Raw genomic sequence first — 24,787 nt, forward strand, 5'->3', positions numbered from 1 at the left:
TTAAAACGGGCACTTCTTTTTTTCTTTATAAAAAAAAGCGGGGAATCCCCCGCTTTTTTTATTTATTATTTTTCTTCTCCATCTGTTTGGTTAGCATTGAATGTCCATTCTAAGTTCAATGAATCGCCTTGGAATTTGTTTTGATCTTGACCATTCTCTTCGAATACAAATTGTACCCATAGATAGTCCTCTGTACCAGCTTCTAAGCCACCTTTTTCTCCCCACTCAGGAGCAAAGATGTCTTTAGCTAAAAGATCTGGATCAGCATTTTGTAAATCAGCTAAAGTTGTTTCATATACAGGCTCGCTTTGTTTATCCCAGTTCCAAAGGAATTTCACTTTAATATGCTTACCGAAGTCTTCACCAGCATTATCACCTTTTGCATCTTTCACAGTATACTTTGTCGCTAATTTAACATCTTTAATTGCTAAAGTACCGTCGTTCTTTAATAAGAACTCTTTCTTAACAGAATCCCCTGGTTTTAAATCTTTAATATCTACAAGCGTTTTAGGGTTTAATGTAAGATCTAACGTCCCAGCTGCAAATGTATTGTTTGATACTTCTTTATCGCTAAAGTAAGCGAATGTTCCTCCACCAATTAAAGATAACCCCAATGCTGCTGATGCAACTCCCATACCTAATTTCTTTTTCAGACTCACAATCAATTCCCCCTAGCTGTTTTTTGTATTTTTATCTCTTATTTCAAAATAAGAGGTGTAACTAAAACTATATTAGCTTAGCTAATATTTGTTCTTTTTTTAAAACCTTAAGTTCATTATAACGAACAAGACTATATAAATACAATATATATTTTGATTATTTTTATTTCTCAACATTTTTTCCTTTTTTTCAGAAAAGTATTGAGAAATAAAGTGAAACCTTAATCAGTGTTTTTCTGTCCATCCCCACTGATCATTAACCTTCACCAAGCGGTGCTGCCAACTAACTTCCTCGCATTCGTTAAATTTTCAGGTGAAGACCTTATATCCACGAATAGTGAAATAAGAAAAACAAAGCAAATAGGTGAGTCGTAGGGCTCTCTCACCTATTTGTCTTATCATTGTATTTATTCCTTCCGATATGCTGCTGTATTTTACTTACTATTCCTTCTTTTCTTCTTGCTTCTTACTCTCTTCTAGTTTTTTCGCCTCTTCCTGCTTCTTACTCTCTTCTAGCTTTTTCGCCTCTTCTTGTTTCTTGCTCTCTTCTAGCTTTTTCGCTTCTTCTTGCTTCTTACTCTCTTCTAGCTTTTTCGCTTCTTCTTGCTTCTTACTCTCTTCTAACTTTTTCGCTTCTTCTTGCTTCTTACTCTCTTCTAGCTTTTTCGCCTCTTCTTGTTTCTTGCTCTCTTCTAGTTTTTTCGCTTCTTCTTGCTTCTTACTCTCTTCTAATTTCTTTTGCTTCTCAGCCTCACTCACTTGCTTTGCTGTTTCATCTACTAATAATTTTTCAAAAGCTTGAATTTGTTTATCAATCTCCTGTAAATTAACCTCTTTATCCACATACTCGCAGTATTCTTTAACTGTATGAAAACCAGCATTCACATACGAGAATACTTGCTTATTAGATTCACTTTTATCTCCAGTTAACTCTTCTTTCACTTTGTTATAGGGATTTTCTATTGATTCATATACTTTTTGTAACAACTCTCTCTCAGCAGCTATTTTCTCACGCCCTTGCTTCCACGTAACAAGCACCTGTTCTAACTCTTGAGTGGAAGTGAAAGTTACTTTCAATTTCATCTCTTCAGACTCATGCAAAATAACTTCCTTATGTTGCTTAGCTTGTTCTGTCAACTGATCAACTGTTTTTGGAAAAATACTTGCTGTCGAAATAGTAGCCTGCACTTTCGTCTCATGAATGAAAGTTGCCTCTGTATAAGTCATCATTTGAGAGCCTAAATAAAAAGTAATAGAGCACAAACATGGCAATATAAGCATCTTTTTGAATTTGCGAGGTGTCTTCAGCATTTTAATCTCTCCTATCGAACATCTTGTTCTTTATCAAGAACTATAACCTTATTATAATAAAGCGAATTACAAAATGATATAAAATTTATGTTTCTTTTTACATTTCTCTTTTAACACAAAAAGAGACTACCACTTTTGATAGTCTCTTTTTGTTGTCATTATTATTTCGTTTCACCATCGCCTTGCTGTGCATCAAACGTCCAAGTTAATTGTAACTTATCGCCTTGGAATTCATTTTGATCTTTTTTATTATCAACGAATTCAAATTTCACTTTAAATTTATCAGATTTACCTGCAGAAATACCTTTTTCATCCCAGAACCAAGCAGCTAAATCATTATTTACTGCTGTAAGTGTATCACCCTTCAATTTATCTAATGTAGTTTCTTTCACAATCGTCTCATGCTTATCTACATTTTTTAAGAATGTTACTTTAATATGTTTACCAAAATCATCTTTATTATCTTTCTTCGTATCTTCTACATTATAGTCTGTTTTTAATAGAACCTTTTTAATATCTAAAGAGCCTTTATTTTCTAGTTTAAATTCTTTTTCAATTGTATCACCAGGTTTTAAATTCGATACATTAACAACTGTTGATGGATTTAATGATAAATCAAGTGTACCAGCCGCAAATGTATTATTTGACACTTCTTTATCGCTAAAGTATGCAAATGTTCCTCCACCAACTAATGCTGCTCCTAATACTGCTGATGCGATACCCATTCCTAATTTTTTCTTTAAAGTCATGTCCATATCCCCTTAATATATATATATTTGTTAACTTCCTAAACGGAAAGTATAACCAAACGAACTAGACGGATTGTTCTACTTTTTTATCTTTCTTTTCTCCGTCAATGCTACGAATAGCGCCAAAAATAGAAATTGCGGAATAGCCAAGTAAAAAGACTCCAGGAATAATGAGAAGTAATGCTGCTCCCGCTTTTGAACTCGCATAATTCAGTCCATAACCAACGTATGGAACTGTAATATCTGCATACTTTCCAATTACATTCTCTGCAAGTACTGGTGCTAAATCTGGTCCGTTGTTGTTATCCCCTTTTGTTTCATACATTACTTTTCCATTTGTATCTTTCACACCGATAATACGGTGAGTAATAATTTTGTCATCTTTCTCTTTAAACGTAATAACATCACCTTTTTTATATTTAGAACCATCTTTCGTTGGCTCTATCGCAATGATTGATCCTGTTAAAAATGTTGGTTCCATCGATCCTGAAAGAACGCTCTTAAATTGATATCCCATCACTGTTGGATCCCCGCCACTCGCTTTTGAAGAAATAACTACAAAAGCTAAACAAACCATTACCGCAAATAAAACAAATGAGATAACGTTGCTAATCACCTTCCAAATTAATTTCATCGTCTCTCTCCCTCTCCGTTGTTTTATGTTATTTGAAGTATACAATATCCATTTAAGTTCTCTAACAAGAACACAAGTAAATAATATAACGAACGATTTGGAAATGCAATAAGAAAATTTACAATTATTAGTTAAATCTTTTTTGAAATGCATACAAAAAAGACCGTGACAAAATCTCATCACGGTCTACTAGCAATTTATTTTTCTTCTGATTTCATCCCTTGGTTATTTCGGCGCAGCACTACATATAAAATCGCTCCAAATAATAAAATCGCTCCTATTCCAACACTTATCACTTTCACATTCGATTCCTTTACTTCAGGTGCAACTGTATCTTTTTTAGGCATCGCAAAAGTAACATCTTCTTTTGAAAGAACATTTATAGTCTCAATCGTTTGATTATTCTTTATAATATCTACCGCACCAACTACTTCACCGCGATGAATTCCTTTTTGATACAAAGATTCTTTATCCACTGTATTAACCCGAAAAGCCGTTTTTATATTTTTCCCTTCATCTTTCTTTAGCATAAGCTCTGCACTTTTTTCCAGCTCAGAATCAATATCTTTATTTAAATACTTTGCCTTTTGGTGCCAACTATGTTTATCTAGTACAGTTTGCTTCGTAAATTGCCCAAAAGAATATTCCGCCATCTGCTTCAAATCTTCATAAATTTCAGGTCTTTGAGAAGCCATTACTACATTTATAATACGATTACCATCCTTCTCATTTAATAAAACGAGCGTATTGCGTGCTTCATTCGTAAATCCTGTCTTACCACCCATACTATATGGATTTTCAAAATAAGTAGACTTATTAAAAATAGAAACTGTTTGCGTAGATGTCGTAACCGTCGTTCTTTTCGTATTCATCGCTTGTAAAATTTCAGGATACTTTTGCACACCTCTCGTAATCATGGCCATATCATATGGCGTCGTATAATGATTTGGATCATGCAATCCATTTGGCGTTACAAAATGACTATCTTTAGCCCCTAATTGCTTCGCCCTTTCATTCATCATATTGGCGAAGTTTTCAACACTTCCTCCAATACGCTCCGCAATCGCATACGACACATCATTCGCACTCAGCACCATTAAAATCATAAGTGCAGTATTTCTATTAATAGTCTCACCAGGGTGAAACTCAATTTGATAATTACTCTTCTCTTGATCTAATGCTAATTGTGAAAACGTAAATTGATCCTCTGGCTTCGTATGCTCCATCAGTAAAATCGCCGTTAACACTTTCGTCATACTAGCAGGGAACGCACGATGATGTGCATTTTTGTCGTACAACATATCTCCTGTTTTCGCATCAATAGTAGTCGCAAACTGACTAAAAACATTCGGCCCTTCCGCAGGTGGAGGTGCCACTTGCTCCGGATTTACTCCAATATTCGTCTCAGCATATAACGTCATAGGTGTCAAAAAGAATAAACAAATAACCATAACAAAAACCGAAATTTTCTTAAAATTTACCATATGACTCTCCCTTTTCCCTTTACTTTCACATTCTATAAAATACCTCTACCAACCTATATGTAATTTGTATTAATTTGGAAGAATATTCACTTTTTTTACTTTATCACACTTTTACGATTAGGAACATAAATATACAACAAAAAATAAGAAGGAATTACTCTTTCTTATCCTTCTCATCAATCAATGAGTCTATTAAATTTTGACTAGCTTCCTCAGGTGTAATCTCATCTGTCATCCCCATAAACGACCAACCTTTAGAATCGACCCACTCAACAAACTCTTGTAAAAACTCATCATGTGTAACATCCACATCAAGAATTGAGCCATTAATCGAAATCGTTCTATTTCTAGATACGCGCATCTTGAACGTTTTTCTTACCATTACAATAATTCTCCCTCTACTTCTGAATATTTATAAATATCTTGTACTTCTTTTATACATGATTTCTTGAAAATTGTAAAAAGGATATATTGGCCAATTTGCATATTAAAAATGAAAATCTCTTATTATATAACCCTCACACTACATTCATTTAGTCATAAATTACGGAATACATCCATATAAAAAAACAAACCAACTTATATTCTATCACACTAAATACACTTGACTTTAGTACAATTAAATGGAATATATTAGAAAACACCTTAAAATGAGGAGGAACTCCATGGCGCGTTGTACATATTGTAAAACGAAGTGGAAAGTAAAAGATGTATGGTCGATACTCGTAACATTTGAAAAAGATTGTCCGTATTGTTTCGGAAGACAATATATGTCTAATGATACCTTTCATCATGCTAACGCCGCTTTACCTTTGCTATTCTTATGTCCTTTACTTGTTGATCTAAGTGACGAAAATCCTTTAGATAAATATCGAAAATAATATAACCGCTACATTCAAAACCTACTTTCTATTCAGTTCTCTCCTTATTAATTCTCCCTTTATTCACTACTAATATACTTGCACATGCTCCCTCTTTAAAAACTTACTATAAAAATATTGTAAAATTTCAGTTAATTATATATAATTGCTTTAGCATAATGATTAAAGATGCTATTATATAAGCATTTTTGAAGATCCCGTAGCTCAGCAGGGAGAGCGCCACCTTGACAGGGTGGAGGTCGTGAGTTCGAGCCTCTCCGGGGTCATAAAACCTAATAGCATCAAGGCTTGAGAGGACATTCTCAAAAGCTAAAACTGTGGAGGTCTCCATCAGACACCACAAGTTAAAAGAGGACTACTTCTAGTCAGCTAATCAGCTGGCTCAGGGGTAGTCCTCTTTTTTGTTTCCATAAAACCGAGAAAGGACTGAAAATAAAATGCTACTTAAGTTTGCTATGAAGGATTTCAAAGAGGAAAAAGAGTTCGCTAATCTGTCTCCTCGTACAATTCAATCTTATATGGCTACCATGCATGAGTTCCAGAACTTCTGCTCCGAGAGAGAACTGATAGATACACAAGATATTAGAGAAGCAACTGTTAAGAGTTACCTCATGTATTGCCAAAAGACAAGAGGTAACAACGTAGTAACTAGAAATACCAAGCTTCACCATCTCAAGATTTTCTTTAACTATTTACAACATGAGGAGATTATCGCTGAGAAAGAAAACCCTATTCGTAAAATGAAGCTGGCTAAAGAGGAAATAAAAATTGAGGTCTTTCAAGATGAACATATCAAACAAATGCTTCGCTACTATAGGAGGTTGAAAGCAAGAAATAAAAGCTTCTACGCTTATCGAGATCACACTATTATTGTTTTCCTTTTAGGAACTGGCTCAAGGTTAGGAGAGCTTATCAATATACGCTGGAGTGAATTGGATTTGGCAAACCAAACAGTAACCTTATTCGGTAAAGCTCGTAAGCAGCAGACTGTCCCTCTCACGGACAAGCTTGTAAAAGAGCTTTGTGAGTACAAGGTGTTTACAGAACGCGAGCTAGGTAAAACCCCTGAGTACGTCTTTACTACTCGGGAAGGTACTCAGCTTACACCTAATGGTATCAAACTCATATTTAAACGACTCAAAGCGGTAATGAACTTTACTGATGTTCGCTTATCGGCTCATACTTTCCGTCACACTTTTGCTCATCGTTGCTTAATGGCTGGCATGGATGTTTTCACTCTCCAAAGGATGCTGAGACATAGCAATTTAAGAATGACTGAGAGGTATCTTGCTCTTTGGGGAACAGCCTTGAAAGAGCAAAACGATAAGTTTAATCCACTTAATTCACTTGAGATTTAAGACAAATAAAAAGAGAACCCTGCTCTAGTTTGGCGACCGGACAGGGCTCTCTCTTGAAGGAAAACTCGAAGGAGCTTTCTTGTTTGCTATAAAGTCTCTAAAACTCTTAGTTTTAATCTAGATGAATTAACGGAGGAGTTAAACCTAGAGGTAATTGACGATACATTTAATAGATAATACCTACCGAGCTGGCTCCCTGAGTCGGCTCGGTAGGTATTATCCTACTCAGTTTACCCTTACAGTAATTGAAATTATAGTTTGTACACTCGTTGAAACCAGTGAGATAACTCTTGGGACTACTGTTTATTTAACTCAGATCCCCAGTTTTATCTACAGTAATCCCCCCGGATATCCTAATTTAATGATGCTCTACTTAGTAATTCTATACAAAAAATAAAGCAAGGATTTCTCCCTGCTTCTGTTAGTTTCTTTTATTGAGAAGATTAACCACCAATATTCTTATCTGCCATTCTATACAATTTATATCTATTTTGCCCTCTTCTTTTTTCGATTTCTAAATATAACCTCTAACACTACTACTGCGATGAATCCTACTGTTAGTTGTAAACCTGTAAACAACAGTTTATCATTTAGAGGAGTATCAGGAACACTCCACAGCAGTACCGGAGGGATAAGTATGCCTATGATTACAAGAGCTCTCATTATCTTTCCCATTTATTTTCCCCTATCGTATTTTTAAAATCTATATGTATTTTTCAACTAATCTACAATTCTAATAATTTCTCACGTAGAACTAGTTCACTCTCAGTCATATACCCTCTATGCATTTCCTCGACAATCTTATCATGATTAAAACACAGTACTTTTTCATCCCCTAGATAGCCAATCGGGTAAGGAACACCCACATAATCAAAATCACGTTTATCTGCTGATATGACCATTCTTCCAATAATCATTACAATTTGTTCTATATCTTCTATTTTAACGACTGTTCCAATTGGTAAAAGTTTCATTTATTTGTTCTCCCTTTTTTTAAGCATCTTGTAATAATTTTAATCCTTTTTCTTTAAAAATCTGAATTTAGATTCTAAAACAGCATTTGAAGTAAACCCTATGAATAATTGAATAGTTAAAAAATTTTTTCTTGTAAAGAAACTTCAAGTAAATTCCGTTATTGGACTACTCCTACCTTATATCAAACTTTATTTTTGTTTAAATTTTTTATATATTCGTCCTACCACTTTATTCGCTCCCAAGGAAATGGCTCCTAAAATTAAAACAAAAATAATAAGAGCAATCTTTTTAGGTAGGCTATATGGCAATAACATAGAAAATATAAGAAGTATCACAACTGCAACATATGTAATATATTTCCCCGCTTTAATTGGATCCATCTCAACTTTCCTCCTTTGTTTTTTCGACTTTTATAAATCCTCCAAGTCCAAATGCTTCTCCAAAGTACGCGCCTGTCTCTGCACCTAATTGCACTTTAAAACCAGCTGTACCTAGTCCTACTTCCCCCTTTGCTATCACATCATGGTCTCCTATAAATGGAATGAAATCTGGAATATGTAAAATATTCACTTCCGCTTCATACTTGTTAGTCGTAACTTCTGTTGCAAGTTTGGCTGAATACTCTTCCACACCTACTGCGAAGTTTCCTTCACCAACTTTCTGAGTAATAGTTACTTCACGCTCAGATATACCCCAAGGAAAAAGTATTGGAACTTTCGTTTGAAAAGAGTTCTCTAAAGCCGTTCCTTCTATTTTTGCTCCTATAATATTCCCAGCCATCAAGTCCTCTTTGACAGCATCAAATGAATATGGCAGATTCAAATCTATCTTTCCAGATAATGCCTTCATTCTCCATTCACCATCATTAATAATAGGTTTCTTTCCATCAACTACAGAACCTTCTGCAGATGCCCCAAGACGGTCTCCTTCCTTTAAGGATGCATTACCTTTAAGGATATCAACTTTATCTTTGTTGTTTTCCAGAATCTTCGTTTGAGCCCTAAGATAATCTAACTCATCCACTTCGCGGAATTTTTTGGCTGAATGTTTAAGTTCTTCTGAAATTTTATCCAGTAGATTATTAACATTAAAAATCTTCGGTTTAGCTTCGTTAAACATTTGATAGAAATTCTGACTGGTTGCACCTGTCCACTGAGACGCTATGTATTCTGTTTGGTTATAGAGGTCTTTGTGCATATTGTCTAAAGTTTGTTTTACATCTTGTACCAACTTAGCTGACTGCTCCAAACGTTCTGGAGTAATTTTTATTAAACCCATAGCCATTCCCCTTTTAAATATTTATATAGAATATTTTACCACAGGAAATTAATTTTACAGAATAATATTTTTTATACTCTTAAAACTCCGAAATCTTTCCCTTCTCAGGGTTACCATTACAGTAATTGAAATTATAGATTGTGTACTCAATAAAAACAATAAGATAACTCTTGAACTTGCTCCCCACTTAGCACAATCCCTCTGGTCATACCTTTTGAGTATATAGATACACCGAGATAGCCTCCTCTTAAAGGAAACATGGTGAGGTGATTATTTTTTCTCCCTCGAGTAAATACCCACCTAGTCCGATTCTACGTAATTATACTTCCTAAATATATTAACTACTGAATGCGCACACCTCCCCCACCTTATCTTTCTAGGCAAAACTAAAGAGGTAGCTCGGGATTGCTACCTCACGAATAAATACCATATAATAACCCCCCAAACCTAATTCATTAGCCATATGAGTAAGGTTGACTTAATCGTTCTACTCACGAGACACAATCATCCAGTGCGATCTGCTGCAGGAATCTCAATTCAGCATCCTCCTCTACTCTACCTGCTTGGTACTCCATTTGCGATACTTCTGTAACACTTATATCAACAAGGTAGGTTAGCTTATCAAATAGCTCGCTAAACATGTGTAATACATCAATTTTAACTCGCTGGATATCTTCCTCAGGAGTTACCTCTCTATAGTGTGCCTGTTTGTATATTTCCCCCTCAGCTTTAAACTTGTAAACTATTCATCTCATCCATCTCCCTTTTAGTTTTATTTCCCTTTCATCCTATAAGAGGGACTGAGTAAATTAATTTTTGAGGAACTTTCCTTCTCAACGACTCCTGTAATTCAATTAAATCGAGAATTATACAGACTTACTTCTTAAAGTTCCCTTTAGAAAAGCCAGCTCCATTAATTGCAGAAATGACTTCATCATAAGTAGGCTTAACAGCTTTTTTACAAGCTAAGTTTGGACTCATCGTGATAGCTGTCTTAGTCGCCTTTACCTCCACGATAGCCTGCACCCTTCTTAACTTCGGAATTGCACATTTGATAAAATCAATTGATATCCCTAACTCGTTAGCAATATGTTTTCTAGACCAAATTTGCAACTTACTAGGGTCTGTCTCGTGGGGATTATCTACTAAGATGTGATACTGAAAGTGAACATGATTTAAAAGTTGCATTAATAGCCCTAACTCTGAGAAGGTAATTTTTTTAGCAATCCCTTTTAATTCCGTTTTGTAAACCTTTGTAAATAGATCCTTCTCCTCATACCCTCCATGTAGTAAGCCCCTATCCCTCTATACTAAAAATTTTTGCTTTGTCTGGTTATTAACATCATATAGTTAATATAAATATTGGAACATAGTATATACAAGCAAATAACCAACTAATAATTGCTCGTTATAAGCATATTTTTATAGATTGCATAAAAAAAGATGCGAGCAAATGCTGACATCTTTTTTACTACGTTCAAATTCGCACTCTAACATGTTGTGAACATCATTCTTTTACAAGAACTAAATCACTTCCCACCAAACATCTTCTCCAAAGACTTCGCATTGGCAAATAATACTTCTTTCAAGTTATCATCAGCAACGATTTTATAGTCGCCATCTTTGTTTTTCTTTAAGTTCAATGTAACTTCGCGAGTTGCCATTGCTGCATCTTTATCCGCTAAGTTTTTGACGATAGTTGATGTCATTGTTTTTTCGATTGCTTTTTCAGATTGTTCTTTGTCTTCACTAAAAGCACTAGCGAAGGCCATTGGCATAACTTCTCCCACTGCTTTTGTTACAGCAACGGATAGATCAGCAGATGTAATTTTCACTTTCACTTCTGCTTTGTCATCCTTTTTCGACACTTCTTCTGGCTTTTCAAATTTAAAGTTTTTCGTGATTGCACTCAGCATTGCTTTTGCCTCAGCATCATCTGTTTTTTCATTTAGTTTATTAAATTCCTTGTCACTCTCAACAAATGTACGAGCCTTTTCTACATCACCTTTTTGTATCGCTGTTAAAAATTCTTCTGTAGTATCTTTCGGATTTGCACACCCTGCTAAAACACCTACTGTTAATCCTACTACCATCATTAACAGCAATAATTTCTGTATCTTTTTCACGTTCATTCTCCTCTTATCTTTTCTAGTAAGTCAGCATTATACAATAGTATGAAACTGACATTACAAACATTTTTTAGTATAGCATTTATATGATTCGTTTTCTATTCATTCCCAAAAGATAAAGGGCCTTGTAGCATTTCTACAAAGCCCCCTCTTCTATCAATCCGTATCCGTAGCACAAACTAACCACATTTTATGCTCCTTACTATCTAACACCATCCAAGTAGCATCCCACGCAACATCGTAAAACCAATCTGTCCAAGGGCGATAGCTTTCGAACACTTTAATATCTTCGTATCGATCTTGGAACATATATTGACATACATTGACCGCTAATTGTTTTGCGATAACTGGTCGTTCCTTAAATTCTTCATATGCTCCGCCCCACAAAATTTGAGCGGCAATGCTACCATCAAGCATGACTACCACATGTTCTTTAAAATGAAATTTATATTTTTCTGATGTATGTATTTTTAACTCTTCTAAGTTATGTATTATATCTAAAGAGTTGAAGATTCTTCTAAAGAAGTGCTCGTATCCATCTTTCGAATGTGGTATTTCTTTGAAAAAATTTTCATTGTGTACTTTAAAACAGCTTATTATTGCGCCACCATTTAAGTTTTGTTCCTTAAACGTGTTTATAATTTTCTCAACAGATGAGTCATTCGTTTCTATTTTTTCAAACGTTCCTGCTTTCCATCTCATAACATCACTACTCTCTATTAAAAATTTGTTTCTTCATTATAAATAGCAAAATAAAACCCAGCAACTTTAAGATTGCTGGGTTAGCTCTTATTCATATTCGAAAAAATAATAACAATTACACCAAGCACATCATGCCCCGCTACCATCCACATACTCCTATCAAAAATCATCAATGATAACCAAAGCGATATATTAATAGCAGCAAATAATAAATATAAAATGTAGTCTCTCTTTTGTAGCGCCTCTCTATTCATCAAAATGTAAATGGCACCGATAGGAGGCAGAATAAAGCAAAGGAAAAAGACAAATATTTTTCTTAACGACCATGGATATGAAGTTACTGTCTGCATATGAGTCTCCTTTTCATTATAGTACTTGTTTTAACATCGGCCTTACTACTCTACATTCTTCACTATTAGGCTCTTTTACGAATATGGGCAGCCTTTTATCCTCTTCTTCTAAAATCATCTCAAATACTTCTGTTTTTTCTTGTAATATGTTGGATCCACTATCTTTAGTAGGCTTTTTGCTTGTTTCAATTTTCTTTGTTACTTCACCAATTCTTTGTCCGATTTCTTCTGCTTTGACAGGCTCATTCGTAACGTAGTATTCTTGGCCCTCCCCTACTAACATAGGTGGCACTTGTTCTCGTTTGTTACATATTATATAAGTAATACTAGCTATAAGTAGTAGACATATGGCTATAAAGAAGATAGCCTTTTTTTCATATACTATTCTCCTTATCTATCATTTTATTGGATTATATAATAGGAAATATAGTCACTAAATAGTTTTCATGGTATTTTTTAGTATTAATATCAAATAGAAAAACCTTACTATAAAGTAAGGTTCCGTTTTTAAGTTCTATAATGTTTTATTAATTAAAACGATCATTACGATAATCGCTATAAACATAACAACTAAACAGCCGATCATTTTATAAAATCCTCGTTTCGTTAACGTTCCGCCCTGAACGTCTTTACGAATAAATAAGAATACGGCTAAAAATAATACAAGCCCCATGCCAAAAGCATACATCATTTGCATATGTTAATCTTCCTTTCTCTTTTACATCTTAATATCTTTTCGATAAAACAACAAACGATATAAAAACTGTACTCATCGTAAGTGCCATAAGTATGTTCAATAGTTCAGTAGCAGATAGTGTAATTATTTTTAAGTTTAAGCCGAAAGAGAAAAGAAGATAATATGCGGTTAATGCAAAAAAGCTGAAGAACATTCCTTTATAACGAATAAGTTTCATTCGCTCATCTTTTTCTTTAAATTGCGGGTGTAAGTAACTTAAGCAAAAACACATAATCATCATCGCAAGCAATGTATACGTTGGAGCCGGTGGTGCAGAATGCGTCATTATACCTGTTAATATCATAAATCCACTCATAAATAGAAAAATAATTCCCATAATAACGAAGTACTTTTGTGAATAATTCATCCTTTCTCCCCCTCTTCTTTTCCTTCATAAATAAATACATGTTCTATCGTTGTCTGAAATGCTTTTGCAATTTCAAATGCTAACGGAAGTGATGGATCATATTTTCCTTTTTCAATTGAAATGATGGTTTGTCTGGAAACTCCAAGTTTCTCAGCCAATTTTTCTTGAGATAGTCCAAATTTTTTTCGGTATTCAACCATTTTATTTTCCAAGGAAATTTCTCCCTCCTTCCTTATACCGAGTATATATGTAAAGGAAACTTTACGTCAAGTTTCCTTTACATTTATTTCGTCTATTTTTCATTCTATTTATATAGAAGAAACTTTTTCAAATTCAGCACGTCTATTTTGAAATGAAACATGGAACAATGTATATAGCCGTTACTATATCTCCTCTCCGTTTTTATGAAAATTTAATATCTCCATATTTGTTTTATCCTTTTAAAATGTTTCATTCTGCTCTTTATCGGGTGAAATGCGCTATTGTTTTTACGTTGTTTTTCGCCATATTTATAGAAACTAACGATTTATGAAGCATTTTTTATGTTTAGCCACTTTTTTTGTAGAAATCCTTCATTTTCCTTTCGATATTTAACACTATCGATATAAAGTTTATGGTAAATTCATAATTTTTTATTTTTTATACTATATTCCGTTATATTGTTGTATAATATCAATGAAAGCGCTTATTATTCCAATATACATAATTCGAACTAAACTTTATCGAAACATTCTGATAGTTATACTTATATTTAAATGCAACAATTATAGTTATTAATGTAGGTATACCAAATATATCCACCCCGTTTTCCCGTGAAATTACTTTATAACATGAAAGATTAACTTGGGTGATAAGTTATTGTGAATGTTTTTTTACAAAACAGATAAGTAATAGTGTTTGGTATTATGTAAATTATTGTAATAACATAAGAGTAAAGAAAAACATTTACATTGATTATTGGTTCATCAATTATTGAAAAGAGCAAAATGCACCTTTTTGTATGGAAAAAGGATTATATGCATTGGGAGGTTTAAACAAATGACGAGGAAGAATACAACGACAAACCCTTGGGCCAAGTTCCATGGTCCGAACCTTGGTTATGTTATTGAGCAGTATGATCTTTACGTAACTGGAGCAGGTTCTGTTGATCCGGAATTACAAGAGCTTTTTGAAATTTTTGGAGCTCCTTCGTTTCAAGATGATGTCGTAACAGGGGACAACACAGCAACACATTTTTCTCCTCAAAACACAGGGAACATTGAAAAGATTCTTAAAGTCGTTCAACTTGTTGAACAGATCCGTTCTTTCGGGCATACATTGGCTCACATTAATCCGATGGAAGATGCTGCAAACGGACAATCTCTTATAGAGAAAACAATGAACGAACTGAGCGATGCTGACTTGAAAGCGATTCCAGCAAAAACAGTATGGCAAGATGCACCAGAGGGTATTCACACTGCACTTGATGTAATTCATAGATTAAAAGACGTTTATACAAAATCTTTAGCTTATGAATTCTCACATATACAAGATAGTGAAGAACGCGCGTGGTTGCATCAAATGGTGGAATCAAATTCATTGCGTCAACCATTATCAAATAAAAAACGAACTGCTCTTTTAAAACGTTTAACTGCTGTTGAAGGTTTCGAGCAATTCTTGCATAAAACATTCGTTGGTCAAAAACGTTTCTCAATAGAGGGCGTTGATATGCTTGTACCTGTACTAGATGAAATTGTTTCAGAAGGTGCTAAAGGCGGCGTTGAAGATGTCATGATTGGTATGGCTCACCGTGGTCGTCTAAGCGTACTCGCTCACGTATTAGAAAAGCCATATAATCACATGTTTGCAGAATTCAAACATGCAAAAATAGAAGGTGCAGTGGCAAATGCTGGCTGGACTGGCGACGTGAAATACCATTTAGGTAGAGAACAAGTCGTTGGTAATGAAGAAGTTAGCACTCGTGTTACATTAGCAAATAACCCGAGTCATCTTGAGTTCGTTAACCCTGTTGTTGAAGGTTTCGCACGCGCAGCTCAAGAGAATCGTAAAAAATCTGGTCTTCCAGAACAAGATACTACAAAATCATTCGTAATTTTAGTTCATGGTGATGCTGCATTCCCTGGTCAAGGTGTTGTGTCTGAGACACTCAACTTAAGTAGATTGAATGCATACCAAACTGGCGGAACGATCCATGTTATCGCAAATAATGCAGTAGGCTTTACGACTGATAGCTATGATTCTCGTTCTACTAAATATTCAAGCGACCTTGCAAAAGGTTTCGATATTCCGATTGTTCACGTAAATGCTGATGATCCGGAGGCTTGTCTTGCTGCTGCAAACCTTGCGATCCAATATCGTACGCTGTTCAAAAAGGACTTCTTAATCGATTTAATCGGTTACCGCCGATATGGTCATAACGAAATGGATGATCCAGCAGTTACGCAACCACAAGTGTACAAAAAAATTAAAAATCACCCAACTGTAAGAGCAATTTATGCAGATCAATTACAATCTGCTGGCGTTCTGAATGCAGATGAGGTTGAAACAATTACTCAGTTTATACAAGAGGAATTAAAGGCTGAATACGCACAAGTGCCACCAGCTGATACGAGTGCTGCAACAATTCACGTTAAAGTTCCAGAGGTTGTTGCAAAAGGAATCCAGCCGATTGACACTGGTGTTTCAATTGAATCACTTCGTGCAATTAATGAAGGACTATTATCTTGGCCTGAAGGCTTTAACGTATATCCAAAAGTGAAGAAAATTCTTGAGCGCCGTAAAGATGCTCTTGAAGAGAACGGTAAAATTGAATGGGCACTTGCTGAATCGTTAGCATTCGCTTCTATTTTGCAAGAAGGTACGCCAATTCGTTTAACTGGTCAAGATTCACAGCGTGGTACATTCGCGCACCGTCATATCGTATTACACGATACTGATACAAACGAAACATATTCACCATTACACCGTTTACCGAACATTAACGCATCATTCTCTGTTCATAACAGTCCGTTATCAGAAGCTGCTGTTGTTGGTTACGAATATGGTTACAACGTATTTGCTCCAGAAACTCTTGTGATGTGGGAAGCTCAATACGGTGACTTCTCAAATACTGCGCAAGCATTATTTGATCAATATGTTTCAGCAGGAAGAGCAAAATGGGGTCAAAAATCTGGTTTAGTTCTTCTATTACCACACGGTTATGAAGGTCAAGGGCCAGAACACTCTAGTGCACGTCCAGAGCGTTTCTTACAATTAGCTGCTGAGAACAACTGGACAGTTGCAAACTTAACGAGCGCGGCACAATACTTCCATATTTTACGTCGTCAAGCATCTATCTTAGGAACAGAAGCTGTTCGACCGTTAGTGCTTATGACGCCAAAGAGTTTATTACGTCATCCACTTACGCTTTCAACTGCTAGTCAGTTAAGCGAAGGACGTTTCCAACCTGCTTTAGAACAAGAAAACCTTGGTGCGAAACCAAACAAAGTAAAACGTCTTGTTTTAAGTACAGGTAAAATGGCAATTGACTTAGCAGCAGAAATCGAAAGTGGTAAGCATGAGTACAGCCTAGATGAAGTTCATATGGTTCGTATCGAGCAGTTGTACCCATTCCCTGCTGAAAAAGTTCAATCTATTATTAAACGCTTTAAAAACTTAGAAGAAATCATTTGGGTTCAAGAAGAACCTCGTAATATGGGCGCATGGCATTACATGGCTCCAATTCTGTTCGAACTAGCTGGGGATAAAGTGAAAACAGGTTACATTGGACGCCCGGATCGTTCTAGCCCATCTGGTGGCGATCCATTCGCTCACAAAGCTGAGCAAGAATTAATCGTTGCACACGCTTTAGATGTGAAGTACAACTTCCGTCAAGATAAACAAGAAATTGAAGTTTTCAGCAACTGAAAGTAACAATGAGTTTTTCAGGCTTGGCTGTGGCAGATAGTCTGCCACAGCCAAGCTAACAAATGGAGATTACCGAAGATTAAAGAAGATAAAACACACCGTTAGGCAAATAAGGGGAGGACATTTAAAATGATCGAAATTAAAGTACCTGAGCTTGCAGAATCTATTTCAGAAGGAACTATTTCACAATGGCTTATCAACGTAGGCGACAAAGTTGAGAAAGGTGGCAGCGTTGTTGAGCTTGAGACTGACAAAGTCAATGTAGAAATCATTGCAGAGGATTCAGGTATTGTATCGAAGTTACTAGGTGAACCTGGAGATACAGTTGAAGTTGGCGCTACTATCGCAATTTTAGATGCAAACGGCGCAGCGGTTGAAGTAAGCACACCTGCTCCATTGGCTGAGCAACCAAAACAAGAAACTACTGAAGCACCGAAAGCAGCAGCTCCAAGTGCTGAACAAAATAAAGCATTGCAAGGTTTACCAAATACAAATCGTCCTATCGCATCACCAGCTGCTCGCAAAATGGCTCGTGAATTAGGAATCGATTTAAACGAAGTACGTAGCACAGATCCACTTGGACGTGTGAGACCACATGATGTACAAGCTCACGCTGCAGCGCCAAAAGAAGCACCAGCTGCTCCAAAACAAAGTCCGGCTCCAGTTGCAAAAACTGAATTTGAAAAACCAGTTGAGCGTGTGAAAATGTCCCGCCGCCGTCAAACAATTGCAAAACGTCTTGTAGAAGTTCAACAAACATCTGCAATGTTAACTACATTTAACGAAGTTGATATGAGTGCAATCATGGAATTACGTAAAGAACGCAAAGATGCTTTCGAGAAAAAACATGATGTACGTCTTGGCTTTATGTCATTCTTCACAAAAGCAGTTGTTGCAGCATTAAAACAGTTCCCATTATTAAATGCTGAAATTCAAGGCGATGAGCTTATCATTAAAAAATTCTATGATATCGGTATTGCAGTAGCAGCTCCAGATGGATTAGTTGTTCCAGTTGTACGCGATGCTAACCAATTGAACTTCGCTGAAATTGAAAGCGAGATTCGTAATTTAGGTCTGAAAGCACGCGATAATAAACTTTCATTAAAAGAGCTACAAGGTGGTACATTTACAATTACAAATGGTGGTGTGTTCGGTTCTCTAATGTCGACACCAATCCTAAATAGTCCACAAGTAGGTATTCTAGGGATGCATAAAATCCAAGTACGTCCAGTTGCAATTGATGCAGAGCGTATGGAAAACCGTCCAATGATGTACCTTGCACTATCTTACGATCACCGTATTGTTGATGGTAAAGAAGCAGTTAGCTTCCTTGTTGCTGTTAAAGATATGCTTGAAGATCCAAAATCATTATTATTAGAAGGTTAATAGATTATTAATCTATTAAAGGCTGTAGAATGAATCATTCTACAGCCTTTTTTTATTATGTTCATACGGGACAAATCACAATACATAGACTAATAATGTATGCCTAAAACGTAAGGGGGATAAACATGAATAACCTTCCAGTTCATGCAAAACTTAAAGCAAATAAGGATACTTTCTTCCTCCCCGATTCAAACGGGGGTGTTTACTTTCGAAATAACTCCAGTTCATTCCGTATGGATGGTGATGGAATTTATGACTGGATTGAGAAATTAATGCCTATGTTTAACGGTAATCATTCTTTGACAGAAATAACCGATGGTCTCCCTCTCCCCTATCAAAATCGTGTATTTGAAATTGGAGAGATTTTATATGAAAATGGTTTCATTCGTGATGTAAGCCAAGATGCTCCCCACGAATTAAACAGTGCATTACTCGACAGATACGCTTCGCAAATTGAGTTTTTAGAAGCTGATTCCCATTCAGGCGCTTTAAAATTCGAAACGTACCGCGCAGCAAATGTGCTTATAATTGGTTCTGGCGATATGCTTACTTCCCTAGTTTCTTCTTTATTAGAATCTGGTTTACCTACATTCCATTATCTTGTTACAGATCGTGCTGAAACAAACTACGATCGAATTCACGAACTAAGCGAACGTGCATATGCAAATGATGACAATGTACTTATTCAAGAAATAGATATTACAATTGATCGCCCTTTACATGAAGTATTCGAGCCTTTCGACTGGATTTTATACGTTTCCCAAAATGGAGATATTGAAAGTTTAAGAGCAATCCATACTATTTGTAGAGAGTTTAAGAAAAATTTCATACCAGCTATTTGCTTATCAAGAATTGGTTTAGCTGGACCCGTCGTAACCGCAGACCGTGAAGAATGCTGGGAATCAGCTTGGCATCGTCTACACGAAACTACTTTACAAAGTGAAAATCCACCTGAACTTTTCTCACCAATTGCATCTGCAATGTTAGCAAATGTTATCGTTTTTGAGTTATTTAAACATGTCGCTGAAGGCTCACATAGGCAGCATAATCCTCAATTCTTTTTATTAAACTTGGAAACACTTGAAGGAAAGTGGCACCCTTTCATAAAACATCTTCTCGCAACCGATGAAATCTTTACAATTGATACGGTGCAAAATCTTCAAGAAAACCTTGCCCAACGTTCCGGACAATATACTTCAACTGAACTTTTTCGTTTTTTTGATACGTTAACTTCTAAAGAAGCTGGTATATTCCACATGTGGGATGAACAAGATTTACACCAATTGCCTTTATCACAGTGCAATATTCAAGTTGCAAATCCATTATCAGACGGACCTACCTCTCCCCTTCCTACTATAACTTGCGGTGGATTAACTCATAATGAAGCACGCCGCGAAGCTGGTTTAACAGGAGTTGAAACATATGTAGCTGAAATGATTCATCGTCTTATCCCCGAACATACTGATATCGGTATTGGTGCTGGGGAAACGATGACAGAAGGTGTATACCGAGCACTCCAAAAACATTTAAATAATAAGTTATATGAACGCCAATCACATATGCTAGAAGAGATTACAGAGCTTTATTTAACCGAAATTCATGATAAACATTGTAGGTTTTACTACGATGCTCTCTCTACAATTCATGAAATACCTAAAGTAGGAATGAGTGAGGAGTTACTTGGTTTTCCTGTCGTTTGGATCGGTATTAATGATAGATGGTATGGTGCGGCAAATATTAATATAACACTCGCATTAAGAAATGCTCTGCAACAAGCACTCCTTCATATTCAAAATGAAGAGATTCCTTATAAAGCTAATATGTTACCGGAATCATCCATTGTTTTATATAGTACGGATCCTGTTAGAGTAGCAATACAAGAAGAGGAAGAAATTCCAGGCGTACAGTCTTTACAAGTTGCTTTGCAAAATTTAACGGAAAACAACTTGTATCCATTCGTTTTTGATTTAGCTATTGAGTCATTTATAAGAGACAACTTAGACGGTGTATATGGGGTATTAATTGCAAAGGAGGATGACCAATGACTCAAAACATACTACTTATAGGAGATGGCCTACTCACAGACTATGTACATGAACAATTGTGTAAGCAATATTCACTCATCCGCCAGCATACAATTACAGAAGCTCTCCCTGAAAACATTCATCTTGCTCTCGTTTTACATGACGGGTCTCCTTCTTCCGTACATCGTGATGCTGAGCTTATCTTTCGCTCAAATAATATTCCGTGGCTTCGCGCGTTTACTTCGTTTGGTGAAGGTATTATCGGTCCTTACGTGAAGCCTCTTACAACTGGATGTTCCCACTGCGCTGATGGACGCCGGTTTATAGCTGGCTTTGATCAAAAAGAAATGTGGGAACTACAACGAAAATATGCATTAAAAGCAGAGAACGTGACGAGGCGTGATGTACGCGCCACCCAAAATGGAATGTTACAAATGTGCCAGCTCATTCATGCTGAAACAGAGAAAATATTAGCTCATGGATATTCTTCTTTAGAAAGCGAACTCATTTTACTGGACTTACAAACGTTACAATGTACCCGGAATTCGTTTCTTCCAGACCCTCTCTGTCCGGTATGCAGCAATTTGCCTGACGATACAGCAGATGCAGCGCAAATTTCTTTACAACCAAGTTTGAAAACGAGTACTGAAACGTATCGCTGTCGTTCCATTCATGAGCTAAACACATTTTTAACGAGAGACTATTTAGATTACCGGACTGGTATTTTAAACGGTAAAATGCAACATTCTCTATTACCGTTTGCTGATGTCATTATAAACATGCCGTTACTGTTTGGAAATGAAGGTGTCGCGGGCCGGACTCATTCATTTTCACTTAGTGAAGCAACCGCTATTTTAGAAGGTTTAGAACGCTATTGCGGTATGTCGCCTCGTGGAAAAAAAACAAATGTACATGGCAGTTTTCGTGAGCTAGAAGATATTGCACTGAATCCCCTCACACTTGGTGTGCATACAAATGAACATTACAATCGTGATAGTTTTCCATTTAAGCCGTTTGATCCTGATTATGAGCAAAACTGGGTATGGGGATATTCTTTATTACAAAACCGACCACTTCTAGTTCCAGAATCAATCGCTTATTATAGCCTTGGTCATAGAGATGCTTTCGTGTATGAAACATCAAATGGATGTGCAATTGGTGGTAGTTTAGAAGAAGCAATTTTTCACGGCATTTTAGAAATTGTAGAGCGTGACGCCTTTTTGCTCACTTGGTATGCCGAATTACCTCTTCCCCGTCTCGATCTTAGTTCAGCCAATGATACTGAATTGCAACTAATGTTGGAACGCTTACGCACAATTACTGGATATGAATTATACGTTTTCAACGCGACGATGGAACATGGTATTCCGAGCATATGGGTCATTGCGAAAAATACAAGGCAAGATGGTATGAATCTCGTCTGTGCTGGCGGCGCACATATGGAACCAATTCGAGCTGTAAAAAATGCAATTCACGAAATAGCAGGCATGTTACTTATAACAGATGAAGAGCTTGAACAAAAAAGAGAGAAATATGAACACTGTTTACAAGATCCATATCTTGTTTCGCAAATGGAAGATCATAGTATGCTGTACGGATTGAAAGAAGCGGAAGAACGTCTTCACTTCCTTTTACGTGATGATGCTCCAGTGCAAACGTTCCAAGAAATGAATGCATTACAATCATTTGATATGGATTTAACATCTGATCTTCATCAACTTTTAAACAGGTTACATCAATCTGGACTTGAAGTAATTGTTGTAGATCAAACGGTCCCCCTTATAGAAAAGAACGGCTTACATTGTGTAAAAGTAATTATTCCAGGCATGTTACCGATGACGTTCGGTCACCATCTCACTCGGGTTACAGGACTGGATAGAGTGTATACCGTACCGATGACACTTGGATATTGGGCTGAGCCTTTAACGAATGAAAGTTTAAATCCACATCCGCATCCGTTTCCATAATTCATAGTGAGGGGGAAATTTGATGCAACCTGATACTTTTTTACATCATCTCCATTTTTCTATTAATGAAATTATGTCGTCCGATAAAGAGATTGACTGGGAAGACGCACCACTTCCTTATAAATTATATCGAAATTTACCAGTAATCCCTCTCTCTTTAGAAATCCCATTAACTTTGCGGAATTCTTTTACTAAACCTAACTTAGAGGAAATCGGTCATTATCTTTGGTACTCATTTGGTTTAACACAATTATGTCAGCCTACTACTAACCTAGAAAATAATAAAACAACGACTCTATTTCGAAGATTCATCCCTTCTGGGGGTGCTTTATATCCGAATGAATTATATATGTATTTAAAAATTGATCATTATCCAGACGGCATTTACCATTACGACGCCGCGCATCACCGTCTTATCTTACTTCGCGAAGGAAATTTCGATTCTTATCTTACAGAAGCACTCGGCAATCGTTGTAACATACATTCTTGTTTTGGTGCTGCATTTGTATCCACTATGTTTTGGAAAAACTTCTTTAAATACAATAACTTTTCGTATCGTCTTCAAGGATTAGATAGCGGTGTTCTAATCGGTCAATTACTTGAATGCGCAAAACAATTTGGTTATACAAATGGTGTATATTTTCAGTTTCTAGATCGGGCAATGAATCATTTACTTGGACTGTCAGAAGGTGAAGAAAGTGTGTATGCTGTTATTCCTTTAAGTACAGAACCGAATACAGATTGGTTTCATGATGATCATCGTAAAAATAAAACCGTTACTTCTCATGACTTGTTGCAGCAAATCCCGCCGTTAACACATGAGCATTTCGTTCGCTCAAAATATGTAGATGAATATCCGATGATAAAAAAAATAAACGCGGCTTCTATGATTGAATCAACAGAACACTTCCAAACATTTACCTGTGAAGAACGACAACAATATAGTGCACACGCTATGCAGCTACCTAAAGTGGAACGTTTATCATATGATTTTTTACAACTTTGTAAAAAACGATATTCACCTGATTCTGACTTCATTTTAACGAAATGGGATGCAGCCGAGCTCGCTACTTTACTACAAGAAGCGAGCCTCTCCTTCCCTTATTACAACGACCTTGATGGCAAGTATGTAAATGAAAACGCACGAGTCTCACTATATGGATGTTTTTATAACGTAAAAGACATAGAAAACGGCGCTTACGCTTATAACAGTAGAACACATTCCATACAGCCACTTCGGTACGGAGACCTTCGTTATTCTCTGCAATCTAGTATGACGATGGATAACGTAAACCTTTTTCAAGTACCACTTTGTCTACATGTAATCGGAAATAAAGATTACTATAAAAATAAATTAGGTTATAGAGGATATCGAATTCATCAAATGGAAGCTGGCATGCTCGTTCATAAACTCGTTTTAGCTGCGACCGCTATGGGGATGGGCGGGCATCCGTTACTAAGTTTTGATACAAATTCATGCGATCAATTGTACGAGATTGATGCCGGAAATGAAATTTCACTCATTCAAATTCCGGTTGGGGCGTATCGAGCACGAAATTGGCTAAAAGGGTCCTTGCATAATTAGAAGCACGCCGATTAATGGCGTGCTTTTTTTAAAGGAGTTAAATTATTAAAAGCGAAATAAATACATATTCTTATATAAAAAATGATATAAAAGAAGTATTTTGCGTCTTAAAACCGAATGGATCCTTTTTACTAGTCGCTGAAACTTTCACAATCCAATATCATATGGATAAATTTAAGACGACCGAAGAATTAGTAAACCTTTTTTATGAGACGGGATTTACAAGCGTGAAATGTTATGAAGAAAGAGGGTGCCTTTGTTTAATAGGAAATAAGTAAAAAAGCAGACCTTTCAAGGTCTGCCTTT

The 24,787-nt window shown here is 36.1% G+C and carries 25 protein-coding genes, 1 tRNA gene and 1 pseudogene; 9 read left to right on the plus strand and 18 right to left on the minus strand.

Annotation, left to right across the window (positions count from 1 at the left end; genetic code table 11):
• Window positions 1-65 precede the first annotated feature (65 nt).
• The 6 genes from calY to MKX66_RS13280 form a co-directional block, all read right to left on the minus strand.
• Window positions 66-659 (minus strand): biofilm matrix protein CalY, encoded by a 594-nt coding sequence (gene calY / locus MKX66_RS13255; RefSeq protein WP_002030430.1) that lies wholly within the window; start codon window positions 657-659, stop codon window positions 66-68.
• A 441-nt stretch (window positions 660-1,100) separates the two neighbouring features.
• Window positions 1,101-1,970, minus strand: coding sequence for a DUF4047 domain-containing protein (locus MKX66_RS13260; protein WP_341086346.1), 870 nt, complete (start codon window positions 1,968-1,970; stop codon window positions 1,101-1,103).
• Between the two features lie 161 nt (window positions 1,971-2,131).
• A complete protein-coding gene (locus MKX66_RS13265) occupies window positions 2,132-2,719 on the minus strand; it encodes a CalY family protein (protein WP_193652820.1) in 588 nt (195 codons plus the stop codon).
• Between the two features lie 64 nt (window positions 2,720-2,783).
• Window positions 2,784-3,353 (minus strand): signal peptidase I SipW, encoded by a 570-nt coding sequence (gene sipW / locus MKX66_RS13270; protein ID WP_002064334.1) that lies wholly within the window; start codon window positions 3,351-3,353, stop codon window positions 2,784-2,786.
• 197 nt (window positions 3,354-3,550) lie between these two features.
• Window positions 3,551-4,837 carry a D-alanyl-D-alanine carboxypeptidase family protein gene (locus tag MKX66_RS13275; protein ID WP_341086348.1) on the minus strand — a complete coding sequence of 429 codons (1,287 nt, stop codon included), beginning with the start codon at window positions 4,835-4,837 and terminating at the stop codon, window positions 3,551-3,553.
• A 154-nt stretch (window positions 4,838-4,991) separates the two neighbouring features.
• A complete protein-coding gene (locus tag MKX66_RS13280) occupies window positions 4,992-5,219 on the minus strand; it encodes a hypothetical protein (protein ID WP_000251865.1) in 228 nt (75 codons plus the stop codon).
• A 283-nt stretch (window positions 5,220-5,502) separates the two neighbouring features.
• Here MKX66_RS13280 and MKX66_RS13285 point away from each other — a divergent pair, with 283 nt between their 5' ends.
• From MKX66_RS13285 to MKX66_RS13295, 3 genes are all read left to right on the plus strand, one after another.
• The gene (locus tag MKX66_RS13285) at window positions 5,503-5,718 is read left to right on the plus strand and encodes a hypothetical protein (protein ID WP_061689075.1); all 216 of its coding nucleotides are present in this window, start codon (window positions 5,503-5,505) and stop codon (window positions 5,716-5,718) included.
• Window positions 5,719-5,911: 193 nt separating this feature from the next.
• Window positions 5,912-5,984, plus strand: a tRNA-Val gene (locus MKX66_RS13290).
• A 171-nt stretch (window positions 5,985-6,155) separates the two neighbouring features.
• The gene (locus MKX66_RS13295) at window positions 6,156-7,076 is read left to right on the plus strand and encodes a tyrosine-type recombinase/integrase (RefSeq protein WP_341086350.1); all 921 of its coding nucleotides are present in this window, start codon (window positions 6,156-6,158) and stop codon (window positions 7,074-7,076) included.
• Window positions 7,077-7,562: 486 nt separating this feature from the next.
• On the opposite strand, the gene MKX66_RS13300 is transcribed toward MKX66_RS13295, so the two are convergent.
• From MKX66_RS13300 to MKX66_RS13355, 12 genes are all read right to left on the minus strand, one after another.
• On the minus strand, window positions 7,563-7,751 hold the full coding sequence (locus MKX66_RS13300; protein WP_002158113.1) for a hypothetical protein: 189 nt from the start codon (window positions 7,749-7,751) through the stop codon (window positions 7,563-7,565).
• Between the two features lie 50 nt (window positions 7,752-7,801).
• Window positions 7,802-8,050 (minus strand): DUF4176 domain-containing protein, encoded by a 249-nt coding sequence (locus MKX66_RS13305; protein ID WP_002158114.1) that lies wholly within the window; start codon window positions 8,048-8,050, stop codon window positions 7,802-7,804.
• Between the two features lie 189 nt (window positions 8,051-8,239).
• Entirely contained in the window at window positions 8,240-8,431 is a 192-nt protein-coding gene (locus MKX66_RS13310; protein ID WP_016512960.1) for a hypothetical protein, read from the minus strand.
• Between the two features lies 1 nt (window position 8,432).
• Window positions 8,433-9,329: a WXG100 family type VII secretion target gene (locus tag MKX66_RS13315; RefSeq protein WP_341086355.1), complete on the minus strand. Its 897-nt coding sequence runs from the start codon at window positions 9,327-9,329 to the stop codon at window positions 8,433-8,435.
• A gap of 876 nt (window positions 9,330-10,205) precedes the next feature.
• Window positions 10,206-10,517, minus strand: coding sequence for a hypothetical protein (locus tag MKX66_RS13320; RefSeq protein ID WP_187770545.1), 312 nt, complete (start codon window positions 10,515-10,517; stop codon window positions 10,206-10,208).
• 341 nt (window positions 10,518-10,858) lie between these two features.
• Window positions 10,859-11,455, minus strand: coding sequence for a hypothetical protein (locus MKX66_RS13325; protein WP_002126039.1), 597 nt, complete (start codon window positions 11,453-11,455; stop codon window positions 10,859-10,861).
• Window positions 11,456-11,614: 159 nt separating this feature from the next.
• Window positions 11,615-12,160 (minus strand): hypothetical protein, encoded by a 546-nt coding sequence (locus MKX66_RS13330; RefSeq protein WP_341086357.1) that lies wholly within the window; start codon window positions 12,158-12,160, stop codon window positions 11,615-11,617.
• An 80-nt stretch (window positions 12,161-12,240) separates the two neighbouring features.
• Window positions 12,241-12,510, minus strand: a complete 270-nt coding sequence (locus MKX66_RS13335) for a hypothetical protein (protein ID WP_341086358.1) — start codon at window positions 12,508-12,510, stop codon at window positions 12,241-12,243.
• 16 nt (window positions 12,511-12,526) lie between these two features.
• A complete protein-coding gene (locus MKX66_RS13340) occupies window positions 12,527-12,895 on the minus strand; it encodes a hypothetical protein (protein ID WP_341087647.1) in 369 nt (122 codons plus the stop codon).
• A 129-nt stretch (window positions 12,896-13,024) separates the two neighbouring features.
• The gene (locus MKX66_RS13345) at window positions 13,025-13,207 is read right to left on the minus strand and encodes a DUF3976 domain-containing protein (protein WP_002011459.1); all 183 of its coding nucleotides are present in this window, start codon (window positions 13,205-13,207) and stop codon (window positions 13,025-13,027) included.
• A 28-nt stretch (window positions 13,208-13,235) separates the two neighbouring features.
• Window positions 13,236-13,613 (minus strand): hypothetical protein, encoded by a 378-nt coding sequence (locus MKX66_RS13350; protein WP_002140897.1) that lies wholly within the window; start codon window positions 13,611-13,613, stop codon window positions 13,236-13,238.
• On the minus strand, window positions 13,610-13,825 hold the full coding sequence (locus MKX66_RS13355; RefSeq protein ID WP_002140896.1) for a helix-turn-helix transcriptional regulator: 216 nt from the start codon (window positions 13,823-13,825) through the stop codon (window positions 13,610-13,612). The genes MKX66_RS13350 and MKX66_RS13355 overlap by 4 nt, the downstream gene beginning before the upstream one ends.
• Before the next feature lie 826 nt (window positions 13,826-14,651).
• On the opposite strand from MKX66_RS13355, the gene odhA reads away from it, so the two are divergent.
• The 6 genes and pseudogenes from odhA to MKX66_RS13385 all read left to right on the plus strand — a co-directional run.
• Window positions 14,652-17,519: a 2-oxoglutarate dehydrogenase E1 component gene (gene odhA, locus MKX66_RS13360; protein WP_002011454.1), complete on the plus strand. Its 2,868-nt coding sequence runs from the start codon at window positions 14,652-14,654 to the stop codon at window positions 17,517-17,519.
• A 129-nt stretch (window positions 17,520-17,648) separates the two neighbouring features.
• The gene (odhB, locus tag MKX66_RS13365; protein ID WP_002030451.1) at window positions 17,649-18,905 is read left to right on the plus strand and encodes a 2-oxoglutarate dehydrogenase complex dihydrolipoyllysine-residue succinyltransferase; all 1,257 of its coding nucleotides are present in this window, start codon (window positions 17,649-17,651) and stop codon (window positions 18,903-18,905) included.
• A 125-nt stretch (window positions 18,906-19,030) separates the two neighbouring features.
• Window positions 19,031-20,950: a putative thiazole-containing bacteriocin maturation protein gene (locus MKX66_RS13370; RefSeq protein ID WP_341086362.1), complete on the plus strand. Its 1,920-nt coding sequence runs from the start codon at window positions 19,031-19,033 to the stop codon at window positions 20,948-20,950.
• A complete protein-coding gene (locus MKX66_RS13375; RefSeq protein WP_215590940.1) occupies window positions 20,947-22,896 on the plus strand; it encodes a TOMM precursor leader peptide-binding protein in 1,950 nt (649 codons plus the stop codon). Before MKX66_RS13370 ends, MKX66_RS13375 begins: the two co-directional genes overlap by 4 nt.
• A 22-nt stretch (window positions 22,897-22,918) precedes the next feature.
• The gene (locus MKX66_RS13380; protein ID WP_341086365.1) at window positions 22,919-24,481 is read left to right on the plus strand and encodes a SagB family peptide dehydrogenase; all 1,563 of its coding nucleotides are present in this window, start codon (window positions 22,919-22,921) and stop codon (window positions 24,479-24,481) included.
• Between the two features lie 74 nt (window positions 24,482-24,555).
• Window positions 24,556-24,759: pseudogene (locus tag MKX66_RS13385) on the plus strand (SAM-dependent methyltransferase); the annotation flags it as partial.
• Between the last annotated feature and the right edge of the window lie 28 nt (window positions 24,760-24,787).

This window comes from Bacillus sp. FSL R9-9530, assembly GCF_038008145.1.
Lineage (GTDB): Bacteria > Bacillota > Bacilli > Bacillales > Bacillaceae_G > Bacillus_A > Bacillus_A mycoides.